At 58.9% G+C, this 12,628-nt stretch carries 5 protein-coding genes and 4 pseudogenes; 3 read left to right on the top strand and 6 right to left on the bottom strand.

Going from position 1 to position 12,628, the window contains the following annotated elements:
* The 6 genes and pseudogenes from AC066S_RS37845 to AC066S_RS37820 form a co-directional block, all read right to left on the bottom strand.
* Positions 1-154 (bottom strand): annotated as a pseudogene (locus AC066S_RS37845) (IS630 family transposase); the annotation flags it as partial.
* Between the two features lie 206 nt (positions 155-360).
* Entirely contained in the window at positions 361-1,497 is a 1,137-nt protein-coding gene (locus AC066S_RS37840; protein WP_430642573.1) for an MFS transporter, read from the bottom strand.
* A 394-nt stretch (positions 1,498-1,891) separates the two neighbouring features.
* Positions 1,892-4,996 (bottom strand): efflux RND transporter permease subunit, encoded by a 3,105-nt coding sequence (locus AC066S_RS37835; RefSeq protein WP_126262155.1) that lies wholly within the window; start codon positions 4,994-4,996, stop codon positions 1,892-1,894.
* A 3,637-nt stretch (positions 4,997-8,633) separates the two neighbouring features.
* A pseudogene (locus AC066S_RS37830) lies at positions 8,634-9,742 on the bottom strand (IS5 family transposase).
* 348 nt (positions 9,743-10,090) lie between these two features.
* On the bottom strand, positions 10,091-11,212 hold the full coding sequence (locus tag AC066S_RS37825; RefSeq protein WP_126262157.1) for an IS110 family RNA-guided transposase: 1,122 nt from the start codon (positions 11,210-11,212) through the stop codon (positions 10,091-10,093).
* A 155-nt stretch (positions 11,213-11,367) separates the two neighbouring features.
* The gene (locus tag AC066S_RS37820) at positions 11,368-11,625 is read right to left on the bottom strand and encodes a LexA family protein (protein ID WP_126262158.1); all 258 of its coding nucleotides are present in this window, start codon (positions 11,623-11,625) and stop codon (positions 11,368-11,370) included.
* A gap of 42 nt (positions 11,626-11,667) precedes the next feature.
* Between AC066S_RS37820 and AC066S_RS37815 the strand changes: the two are divergent.
* The 3 genes and pseudogenes from AC066S_RS37815 to AC066S_RS37805 all read left to right on the top strand — a co-directional run.
* Positions 11,668-11,817, top strand: a pseudogene (locus AC066S_RS37815) (IS630 family transposase); the annotation flags it as partial.
* Between the two features lie 145 nt (positions 11,818-11,962).
* On the top strand, positions 11,963-12,163 hold the full coding sequence (locus tag AC066S_RS37810; RefSeq protein ID WP_347338659.1) for a hypothetical protein: 201 nt from the start codon (positions 11,963-11,965) through the stop codon (positions 12,161-12,163).
* A 311-nt stretch (positions 12,164-12,474) separates the two neighbouring features.
* Positions 12,475-12,628: pseudogene (locus tag AC066S_RS37805) on the top strand (IS630 family transposase); the annotation flags it as partial.

Genomic DNA, 12,628 nt, shown 5'->3' with positions numbered 1-12,628 from the left:
TGGCGATCGACCGGGTGCTGCACCCGTCCGCCGCCAACAGGACTATCCGCGCCCGCTTCAAATCGCGCTGCAATGTCATCGGTGAGCGACAACACGCCTCAAGCACCTTGCGATCTTTCTTTGAAAGCCGGACTTCTCTTGCTTCGGGTATCATCCCGACCTTGAATCACGACTCACGTTCCAAGAAAAGCGGATACTAGCTACGACGCAGCCAACCACTTGCAGGAAACGGAGAATGGCCATGATCGAGACCTGCTACCATGAAGTCGAGAGCTCATCGTCTCTAAGCCGCTAAGTGCCGACCGCTGGACGGTCATTAGTCGGAAGCGTACTGGTGTCCCTTTCCTCTCGGCCAACGCCTTAGCGATGGTCTGTCATCATCCTCGCTGACAGCGCAACGATGGACATGAGCGCGCCCAACATCCCAAACGCCACACGCAAGCCAAACATGTGTGCGACGAGCCCAATGCCGGCGGGTCCAACGAGTATACCCGCGTAGCCGGCTGTCGTGATGACCGCGATCGCAACGGCTGGCGGCATCATTTTCTGTTTGCCGGCGCGTCTACAAAGTACAGGTACAACATTAGAAATGCCCAATCCAATGAGCAGGAACCCCGCCATAGCAATTAACGCAACGGGCGCGGCCACCACAGCCAAGAATCCTGTTACGATCGGCAGAGTCCCGAGTATCAATATGGCACGGTCACCGATTCGCGCCACCACGGCATCTCCCCCGAGACGCCCTGCGGCCACTGCGATTGAGAAGAGCATACACCCAATGCCCCCATGCGCTTCCGCGAGAAGATCTCGTTCAACGAGAAGCAAAGCGCTCCAATCGAGCATTGAACCTTCGACAAGGAAAGTGATAGCCGCGAGCACAGCTATTAGCAACACACTGCGATTGGGCAAAACAAACGATGGCCCCTGCTGCCCCGCCCCCGCCGCGAGCAACCCCGGCCAGGCCGATAGAATCGCGATTGTCATCAACGCCGAACAGACCAACGTCGAAAAAAGCGGGCCAAGCTGCAGGGACAGGAGCGAGGTCACGGCGGCAGAGCCGGTGAATTCCCCAATGCTGTACTGGGCGTGGAAGCCAGACATCAATGGACGGCCCGTGACGCGCTCCAATTCAATCGCGTAAATGTTCATGGCTACATCGATCGAGCCCAGTGAAACGCCGAACGCAAACAGCGTAGCACCGAGCCTGACAGGTGTGTTGGCGATTCCAAGGCACGGGAATAAGATCGCGAGTCCAAGTCCACCCCCGAGGATAATGGGCTTGCTGCCGTACCGCGCATTCAATACGCCGGTCAAAAGCATCGTGATAACGGATCCCGTTCCGAGACAGAGCAACAGAAAACCAAGCATGCGGTCACCGACCGCGAGCCGCTCCTTGGCGAGTGGCACCAAAGGCGCCCAGGCCGCGAGGCCGAATCCGGCCACAAAAAATGCGAGCCGGATCCCAAGCAGGCCGGCAGACCAATTAGCAGGCAGTATCACGGGCGCTCCTGAGAGAACGGCTCGCGAGCGCGACGCCCCTCATCCTGCGTGCGTCGCCTGCAGGCGGCGCTATCGACAATGATGGCGTCAAGCTGGCATTCTTTATCCCTGCAAATGCAATGCCGTCACAAAAATTGTTGGACTACCTCACTAGGCAAGCGGACGGTGATCGTCGAGCCCATGGATAGGGTGTGTCGGTTATTCCTTCCCTGTTAAACTGGTTTCTGCTGATCTGCGACAACCGGAGGCGCAACGCTCACTGTGGCTTTGTCGCAAAGCCTACAAACCTCGCAAAGCCAACGGGACGTGAAGATCTCGATTCGTAAGGGAACGTGAAAGATCGCAGGCTCCTTCGCGCACCACACTGAGCGAACCTGGATTGATTTTATCGTCATTGCTTGGCCATCTGGGCATCAGCAGCGCCGATGAGGTCGAGATCGGCAGCGATCTTCGCGCGGCCGGAGCTCGCATCGGCACGATGATCGGACGCGATCGCGACATAGACCGCCGGCAGCACGAAGAGCGTGAACAGCGTGCCCACAGACATGCCCGCGACGAGCACGAGCCCGATCGAGAAGCGACTCGCGGCGCCAGCTCCCGTTGCGGTCATCAGGGGTATGAAGCCCGTGACCATCGCCGCAGTGGTCATCAAGATCGGGCGCAGTCGGACGCGCGCCGCCATCTCTATAGCCGAGCGACGGTTAAGTCTCTCCTTGAGCTGCAGCTCATTGGCGAACTCAACCATCAGGATGCCGTGCTTGGAAATTAACCCGACCAGTGTCAACAGTCCGATCTGAGTATAGATGTTCATCGTCGCCCAACCAAAGAATGGCGGGATCAAGGCGCCGACGATTGCCATCGGCACGCTGATCAGGATGATGAGGGGATCGCGCAGACTTTCGAACTGCGCCGCAAGCACCAAGAATACGATTATGAGTGCAAATGCAAAGGCAATGGCCAGTTGGTTACCCTCGTGCACATATTGGCGCGCGTCGGCAAGGAAGTCGTGACTGAAGCCTGCGGGCAGTTTCTTCGCCTCCGCTTCCAGGAAGTCCACAGCCTGACCGATCGAGACGCCGGGCATCGGCACAGCCTGAAAGGTCGCGCAGTTGAGCTGATTGTAGTGGGTGAGCGCGTTCGGATCGGTTGCAGTCTCGATGGAGACTACGGTCGACAGCGGAAGCATCGAGCCCCCCGCAGTCTTCACATAATAGCTCCCGATTGCTTGCGGCGCCAGGCGTTCTTCGCGGGGCACCTGCGGGATCACCTCGTAGGATCGGCCCTGCAAATTGAAGCGGTTGACGTAGTTTCCGCCGAGTAAGGTGGCGAGCGCGTTTCCGATGGTCTGCATGGTGATGCCAAGCTCGTTGGCCTTGGATCGATCAACCTTGATTCGTACCACCGGCCGGTTGAACTCGAGGTCGGAGTCGCTCACCATGAACAGACCGCTCTTCTGCGCGGCTTCCTTCAGCTTCGACATCTGCTCGTAGACGGATTGGAAGTCGAACGTCGAATTGATCACCATCTGCACCGGTAGGCCATCCGAACCGCCCGGAAGTGGCGGCAAGCTAAAGGCAAAGGCGTTGATGCCTTCAATCTTGGACAGCTCGGCCTGGACGAGCGACTTAAGCAAGATCGATGAGCGCTTGCGCTCGTCCCATGCCTTGAGCAACATGCCGGCCATGCCACTCTGCTGGCCGCCAACACCATTGAGTACAAAGCTCAAATCGGTCTCTGGAAATTTTCGGAGCGCGTGTTCGAGCTTGGTGCCGTAATAATCGAGGTAGTCGATATTGGCGTATCTCGGCGCCTTGGTTAAAGCGAATACGATACCTTGATCCTCCTCGGGTGCGAGTTCCTTGGAAGTATTCATATAAAGAAAGCCGACGAGGCCCAGCATGGTCAGCGCAAACAGGCCGGTAATCGGACGATAGTCGAGCGAGCGGTCGAGCTTTCGGCCGTACCATCGTGTCATGGTGCTGAACCCGCGGTTCACAAATGTTGCAAACCGCCCCCCCTCTGCCCGCCTCAGGAAGACCGAGCACATCATCGGCGATAGGGTCAAAGCAATTACGCCCGACACGATCACCGCTCCTGCCAGCGTAAACGCAAACTCGCGAAACAGCGCGCCAGTGAGGCCGCCGAGAAACCCGATTGGAGCATATACCGCAGCCAAGGTAATCGTCATGGAGACAACGGGGCCGACGATCTCGTGCGCGCCCCTTATAGCAGCCTCTAGAGGCGGCGCACCTTCTTCCAAATGGCGATGAATGTTCTCCACCACAACGATCGCGTCATCGACCACGAGACCGATTGCGAGAACCATCGCAAGGAACGTCAGGAGATTGAATGAAAACCCCAGCGCCAGCATCATGCTGCAGACACCAACAAGCGATAGCGGAATAGTGACCACAGGAATGATGACCGACCGCAGCGAGGCAAGGAAAAGGAAGATTACCGCCACCACGATCACGACGGCTTGGATGAGCGTCTTCTCCACCTCATCGAGCGACGATTGAATGAATTTGGTGGAGTCGTAGGCCACGTTCATCTTCAGTGACGGCGGCAGGTTACGCTCCATTTCTGGAAACAGCGCCCGAACGCCTCGCGCTATGTTTAGCGGATTGCCTTGCGGGCTTGCCCGGACGCCGATAAAGACCGCGTGCTCGCCGTTCATAGCGACGCTAGTGTCAGTGGTCTGCGCGGCAAGCTCGACTATCGCAATGTCTGCTATGCGCACAAAGCCACCGTCATTGGATTTGACGATCATGCGCTTGAAGTCATCGACACTCCGCAGATCCGTGTTTGCCGTGACATCGGAGATAGTGAAATAGCCCTTGGTCTGGCCGGCCGCGGCCTGGAAGTTGTTAGCGGCGATTGCAGCCGAAACTTCAGCCGGCGACACGCCGTGCCCTGCCATTTTCGCGGTATCGAGCCATAGCCGCATCGCAAAGCTCTGGCCGCCCAGGATGTCTGCCGCTGCGACGCCGTCGACCGTTGACAAAGCGGGCTGCACAACGCGCGAGAGGTAGTCGGAGATCGCGCTGGCCGCCAATTCCTCGCTGGAGAAGGCGATATACATGACAGCGGTGGCCTGACCGGTCGACTTAGTGACGACCGGATCGTTCGATTCCTTCGGAATTAAGTATTTGACTGAGTTTACCTTGGAGAGCACCTCGGTGAGCGCTTCATTGGGATCAAAATTGAGCTTGATGTAGACTTGGATCGTGGAGGTACCGAGCACCGATGAGGAAATAACGTAGTCGACGCCCTCGGCGGAAGCGACTGCCTGCTCCAGGGGAGTGGTGATGAACCCCTGGATCGTGTCGGCCGAGGCCCCAGGATAGGAAGTCGTGATATTGACGACCGTATTAGATAGCTTGGGATATTGCCGGATCGGCAGTTCGGTGGCCGCGCGAAAGCCGATCAGTAAGATCAGGCAACTAACGACGACAGACAATACCGGACGTTTGATGAAAAGCTCGGTAAATGCCATCTCGACTCGCATTTCAAGAGGAATATGCAAATTCGCCGGCAACGCACACCAGCGATGATCATCAATGCGGCGACTGTACTAGAGACCCGAGCACAAGCGACGCGTTATTGGCTACTCTAAGAGCTCACGCGCTGGCGAGCGTGGACGCCCTGTCCTCCGCTTCCAATTTCGTCGCTCAATAAAATGCTATTCCGCTGATCTGGTGGCTGATCGGGATCTCGATAGTGGCACCTTCTAGGAAGCTCCTGCCCTTTTTGCGTGCAACAAGATGTTCGTCTCAACACCTGATTGGAACGCGCCGACTTCTGGCAAGGCATCAGTTCAAACTTCGCACTGAACCGCAGATCGAATGATCTAGGTTCGACATCGAAAGTACAAACGATCTAACCGGCGCTCAACTCTACGAAGGTAAGTGGGTGATATAGCATCGGCTGCAAAGCACTAAACCAAGGTTTGTCGAATTGGCCGCTGATCGCCGCCAACAAGACTTACAGGGTTGCCGGACACAACGTTCACGGCCTCACACATTCCCTGCGCACGCGCTGTCGCTTGGCTGACGCGCCGAACAAATTCGTATCGGCGCTCGCCCTCTGCTACCAGCTCGATACGCCTCTTGTAACAGTGGCTTGAGTGTTTCTTGCTCGATATACTGCGCACGGTTTGGCTACTCATTACGCTACCGGGTTGGCAACGCCAGTATTACGTTGTCGATCAGCCGCGTTGAGCCAACATAGGCGACCGCACAAAGCGCCGCGGGGCGCAGCAGTGGCCTCGGTTGCGATCTGTTTCACCTGTGTGACGCGGTCGTCGAACGCTCCGACTTCCGGGCACGTGGCAGCCAGGGTTTGGCTTGGCGATGCAAAATGTCTTATGGAGCGATCACGGTCCATCCACGCCTTCTTCGCGGAACGCTTGGCCATTTGGTGAAACTGCAGCGCACTGCAGTCTTCGTCACGCCACCTTACGATTACGCTTGGCACTATGGCCCCTCGGCCATTCCGCGTCAGAGGCGCATTCTTATGGGTATCCATCCGATCCTCATGGGGGTACGCTAAAGATTCGACATCTTCAGCTTCCTCGTTCAGGGATGGACAACCGACCGAAAACTCACATCTAAGTGGTCTCACGGGCATCCTATCCGAAGCGGCTGCCCCTTGCGGCCCTCTAGAAGCGCGCGTATGCGCGCAGCGATCTGCCGTGCTTCCTTCGGCCGCAGGTTGGGCTTCATGCAATCGAGTATGGCTAGCATCGCCTGAACTTCGTCGATGTTAAATATTGCGGCGTCGCGATCCGATGGTCCCAGAGACTGATCGGCGGCACGGGCTTGATTGGCCACAAGCACCGCAAGGGCTTGCGACCGCAAGGACATGATATGCCGCTCGATATGCATTTGTTGGCCTGAGCTGCCCTGTGGGCATGTGCCGCAAGCGCTGGTGGCCAACCCCGTCACGAAGACTGGAGCTGGCCACCTTTGCTCCCGGGAGGCTCAAATCCTCAAGGCTACCAACTTGTATCTTCTAGAAGTACCGAAGGGCACCTACCAAAATCGGTCGGTCCCATCCTCACCGGCGGCTCTCTAAGCTAGGTCTTCGCCTTGGATAAATTGGAGACACCAGCATGCCCAGACACGTGCGCTGTGCATAAACAAGAATGAACGGCCAAACGCGCATGAGAGACGCGAGAACGTTGACGGAGTAAATCCAGACGGAGCGCGATAGAAGCAGTCCCTTTGGAAAGATTATCCGAGACCTCGAAAGCCACGACAGGGAGTACCGGCAACGCAGTCGGCGTCGTCGTCGCTACACATGGCGGACACAATTGCACCAAGATAACCGCGGCCGCGGCTTCGCAGGCAGCCTCCTTCCCTTCCAGAGGGTTGGTGATGATTGATCGGAAGCAGTGCAGTGCGGCGCGGCGCCGTTTGGTGGCACTGGAGCAGACGTTATCCCTTGCCCGCCCCCATTGCTAATTGGACTTAGCACTCGGCGCTCGTCCCCCACGGGGCAGCGCTGTCCCTGCAACCCCGCTAACAGGCTCCAAGCTCAGCTAGCGGTGGCAAAATGCTAATCGGGAGCTTAGCGCTCGCAAAACGAGTAATATTGCCAGAACGAGACCTAGCCCGTGTGTCGGAAGCAGTGCGAACACGGCTCGGCGCCTGACGGCCTGGGGCATCATGAGGAGCGATCTCTGCCGCATCCGCGGTGCAATGAGCTTAACGGAAGCGTAACTCGGCACATGGTGGTCCTTCAGCTCATGCGCTGTCCCTGCCACGCACCCGTTAAACCCAACGATTGTTTATCGGGGCTGGCTTACCGAAAGCTGACAGACCTGCGCAGCAATTTACATAACGAAAGCAGCCCATGTGGCCGCTTGCCGCCGAGAGCAATATCGACGTTTACCCCTCGGATAGTAGCCACTCGGCATGTTTGCGATCAACGGCAGCCGCTCCGGGGCGACGCGCCGGATCGCGCGCAGCCAATCCACTGCACGTTTATGACTGAGTGACCTCACGCCCCCCGGCTCGTGCCGGCTTTTTGATCGCGCAGGACTGGCCATTCGGATCGCGCATCAGTTGCTTTCGAACCCGAACACGCCGCGCCGCTTACCGGGGCCCGCTCCACGCTGGGTTCTCGTACCGAAGACGATTGTGTCCGTTTCGTCAAAATGCGCTACCAAGCCTTCATCAGGCCCATTAGCCTGTAAGCGTCTAAACTAGACTGAATTGGCGAGTTCGACAGAAAGCAGCGCGGATGCGACTCGGCGTCTATATCAAGGAGCTTTCCCTATCACGTGCCGCTGGCTCAATGGTTAGCCCCCGGGGATCACAAGGTAAGGCACCCGGCTTTCCTGCGAGGCCCGTCGCCTCAGGGTACGGTAATACTTTAGCGATATAGCGTCCTCGGGTGACCTACCAGCATTGGTGGTCATGCACAGCAATCGAGAAATTGCTGGTCAAACTTGAAGATATGCGCGTTTACCCCGCTAATCCTGGGCAGGTTGAACTTCTCCGCTGCTCCGCTGGGTGCCAGGATGGATAGCTGATTACGGTGCCTCCTCAGCATAGATTGCCCACGGTGCTTCTCACCTCAGTTAAGCAAGTGATGGGTTCTGGATCTGACGCTGAGGTCGATCGTATATCGGCCGTTCGATGCGCACCACGGCTGCCGTGAGCAATACCACTACGTTGTAAACCGTCGAGAACAGCGCGACACTCGAGCCGTTTTCGCGGTGGCGGACGTATTGAAGACGCATCAGAGCTCATTGGCACGATGAGACCCCAACCCTCAATGCAAACTGGAAAAGGAAGGGTCGTATCAAAGTCTCTTTGACAACGAGTTTGATACGATCGCCGCCTTTGGCCGTCACAGAGAGGCATGTAAAGCAAAGGAGGACATCAATTGATCAGACCTTCGGGACTCATCCTGCGGCTCGCCATTCCCGCCTCTCGTCGGTGCATCTTTCGCTCATGGGAGAATGGGTCGTGGGCCAGCGAAAGGCATCGATTTCGTCAAAGATCGGTACCTATGGTGCGCTTTGCTGGTTCGAACGCCTGTTTCATCGAGGAAGTTATCTGGTGGCGAAGGGCCACGAGGTAACTACGCCAAACTCGGAGGTTGTCTCTCGACGCCGGTGACGATTATGTCAAGCGCGTGGGTCTTACCGTGTGCCGTCGGTCCTTGGGCAGTCGCACCAGATTGTAGGCGGCGGCAGCGAAGGTAAAAGCCCATGCTACGCGATCACGGCCACGGAAGCTGGTCTTCTCTTGCCCGGCTACCGTCTTGATCCAGCCGAACGCCTCCTCGATGCGCTTGCGGATGCGCTGGCTGACGGCATAGCCCCGTGCCGGGTCGTTCGCCCGTCGATCGCAGAGCTGCGGCCGCTGGTGTTCTGCGCAACATGCGGCGTCACGTTCATCAAGCGCAGCTCATTGACGAAGTCTTCTGTGTCGTAGGCCTTGTCGGCGCCAAGCGTGATCGCTGTCGGCCGATCAGCACGAGGCTCGATCATGTGTAGCGCGGCCACCCGTTCGGCATACCCGTCAGCCAGCGTCAGGCAGGCGTCGACCACCAGGCCGTGGCGGTTCTCCATCAGTCCGTGCCCGATGAAGCACAGCTTCGTCTCCTTGCCTTTGCCCTTGCGGTACAGCCTGGCGTCCGGATCGGTGGTCGAAGCATGGGTGTCGTTCGAGCGCTTCTGGCCATGGAAGTCCGCTTCGGCATTGCGCCCGCCGCCTTGCGCCGGCGGCTCGCCCGCGCCATCCTTAGGCTTGACGCTCTTCATCGAGGCCCAAGCCTCGATCAGCGTGCCATCGACCGAGAAGTGATCGCTCGACAGAAGCTTCTTCGCCTTGGGCTGCGACAGCACCGCCGCCAGGAACTTCGCCGCAATGTCGCCTTCCAGCAGTCGGTCGCGGTTCTTCGAGAACACCGAATGGTCCCAGACCGCATCGTCGACGCCGATTCCGACGAACCAGCGGAACAGCAGGTCGTATTCCAGCCGCTCCATCAGAAGCCGCTCCGAGCGGATCGAGTAAAACGCCTGCAACAGCATCGCCCGCAGCAGCTTCTCCGGCGGGATCGACGGCCGCCCAATCGGCGAATAGAGCGCGGCAAACTCGCGCTCCAGCGCCGACAGCGCCTCGTTCACAATCGTCCGGATCGCTCGCAGCGGATGATTACGCCGCACCCGCGCCTCCAGGTCAACGTAGCTGAACAGCTCGGCCGTTCGATTGTCCCCGCCGCGCACGAACCATCTCCGAATCTCGTCGGAGCCAATGAATCACGGTCGCCGGTCGACGGCGAGTGCCTTTTTCAACAGCCTGCTGCTGTCAAAGGACTCGATCGAGCGGAGCCGCTTCCGGCTGAGCGCCCGGACGCTGTGACTTCGAAGGTGACCACGGTAGGAGGCAGGGCCAAAGACGACGGTTGATCAAGCTCTCATGCGCGGGTTGGCTACCGCATGACCGTGGTTTCGTCTTGGGGCTGCCTCGGTCTAGGGGGCGAGCGTCGGCAATGCCGGCTCATAACAGGCCACGAGGATTCCCCACCGCGCCCTGCCTCCTGCCCTGGGCACCAATATGGTCGAGCAGCGCCCTTAGGCGGCGGGCACGAGTTGTACTTGACGAGTGATCGCCCATAGGAAGCCCACCATCTCGCGTGCAATGGCGGTGGTGACGATCACCTTGGGTTTGCCGGCCGCCGACAAGCGGCGATAGCGGGCGCACAGCCTGACCTGTGCCTTCCAAGCGATATCGCGGATAGCTTGAGGCAGGCGCTCGTTACGGTCATGGAGCTTGCGACTGACGCGAGCTTGCATGCGATAGGTCCATGCCCCCTCGATCAGAGCGCGCCTCGCCACGGCGTTGCCGGCCTTGGTGATACCGCCGCGTCGGATGGTGGCGCCGCTCGAATGTTCCGACGGCACGAGGCCGAGAAAGGCCATCAACTGGCGGGGATTGTCGAAGCGGGAGAAGTCGCCGACCTCGGCAACCACCGTCACGGCGACGATGAAGGCGACGCCGCGCACGGCCTGCACGGCCTGCACGGCCTCTACGAATGGCGTCATCGACCATTGTGGCGCCAGCTCCTCGATCCGCTTGGTCAAACAGTCCACACGGACCTCAGCGTCGGTCACGGCATGAATGTAGTCCTGCAGAACGATTTGGCTCGCCGGGTGATCGAAGCGCACCGTGGTGAGCCAGCGACGATAAGCCAAGGTCCACCCCTTCTTCCCGGCATAGATGCGCCCATGTCGCAGCAGGTAGCCTTGGAGATGTTGCCGCGCCTTGCCGAGCACACGCATCGCGGTGGCGCGGGCTCTCACCAAGTCGCGCATGGCCTCATGCGCCGCATCCGGTACCCACACGGCTGTCAGCTCGCCGCTCCGGTGCAGCTTGGCCAGCATCGCTGCGTCGCGCCGGTCGGTTTTAACCCGATCCCCGGCCTTCATCGGGATCAGCGAGGGGGCCACCACGATGCAGTTGTGCCCCAGTCCCGTCAGTTGTCGATGCAGGCCATATCCGCAGGGACCGGCTTCGTAGCAAAAACTTACCTTCCGGTCACCCTTGCCAAGCTTCTCCGCCAGCCTGGTGATCTGATCGGCACGGTTAGGAATGATCCCCAAGTTACGAACTTCCCCGCCGCGCATCGCTTCGGCCACCGCAACCGAAATCGTCGTCTTGTGCACATCCAGCCCTACGAAAATGCTATCGTTCATCAGGCCCGCTCCCCATGCTTGAGGCTCGGCGCCGGACCATCCGGCGCAACCCTCGATAGGAGCTTGCCGCGGGGCGGGCCGCCCGTCACCTCAGATCGCGAACATAGGGTCTAGTGGCTCTGCACAGTGATTTTGACTGGTTGGATCTGGGGCAGTCAGACTAGCTCCGGCAGGCTTTTGGGATCGACGAGAACCTCGATGCTGCGAGGCGTCCTTGGCTGCCGTCTGATGAGGCCGGCGCGTTCCAGCGTCAGCACCATTTGGTGAACTGAGGGCGGGCTGACGCGAAAATATTCCTGCATGTCGGTTTCCGCCGGGGGCCTGCGGTGCAGCCGCGTATAGAGGTGGATGAAGGCAAGGTACTGCCCCTGTTTGGGCGTGAAGGTTTTTGCCGAAGGACTCACGCCGGCCATCCGATTCAGTTGTTCGTGCTCGCCTCGATCAAGGAGGCCAGCATGAATGTACGCTATCGGGTCGAACTGAGCCAAGTCGAGCGCACCGAGCTCAAGACGCTGCTGGGCGGTGGCAAGCATGCGTCCCGCAAGCTCAAGCGGGCCCAGATTTTGCTGGCTGCCGATGCCGAGGCCAGCGACGAAGAGATCGCCAGGACATGCTCGTCGTCTTGCGGACCACGAAGATCTCGGCCAGTAATCCACCTTCTGTTTGGTGGCCCAGGGATCGCTGAGAATTGAAGCTGTCTGCTGAACAACCTTACGCCAGCCCTGAAGCGCCGCGCGCAAGCTTGTCGAATTGGCAGCCAGCATTGAGCAGGTCCAGGATGGCCGCATCTACATCGAGCGGATCAACGCGCCATTTCTCTACACGCTCAAGGCCAGCGGACCGGAGTTCGGAGCTGGCATCAAGCACGCAGTTGAGAAGGGTTGGCTCGAGCTACACGAGAGCGGGACTTTCGTGCGTTTGCTGAAGCCGGGAAAGGCGCTGACAACGTAGACCAACCGGCCCCAGCCTGGAGGTTTTTCCGGATCGAAAAACGAGCCGGAGGCAGCAGACCGGGCGAGCCGGTAAGGTCGCCTCAATTGGCTGCCGGTCTCCGCGCTGGCGAGCCTAAAAGTGATCTTCAGAAATTGGTGCCTGTCGTCGTCTTTTTGCTTGCTCGTTCCTCGCTGGCCATACGGCCTCAGCGTCCGAGCCAGCCCCGGAAAATGCTTGAGGCCGTTTTGTTGTTTCCTGTCACGAACCTGTGGCACGGCCATTGCTAGTATCCGCTTTTCTTGGAACGTGAGTCGTGATTCAAGGTCGGGATGATACCCGAAGCAAGAGAAGTCCGCCTTTCAAAGAAAGATCGCAAGGTGCTTGAGGCGTGTTGTCGCTCACCGATGACATTGCAGCGCGATTTGAAGCGGGCGCGGATAGTCCTGTTGGCGGCGGACGGGTGCAGCACCCGGTCGATCGCCA

Source organism: Bradyrhizobium sp. CFUWI, assembly GCF_056429085.1.
Note: the sequence above shows the minus strand (reverse complement) of the source record. Positions and strands in the feature narration are given on the sequence as shown.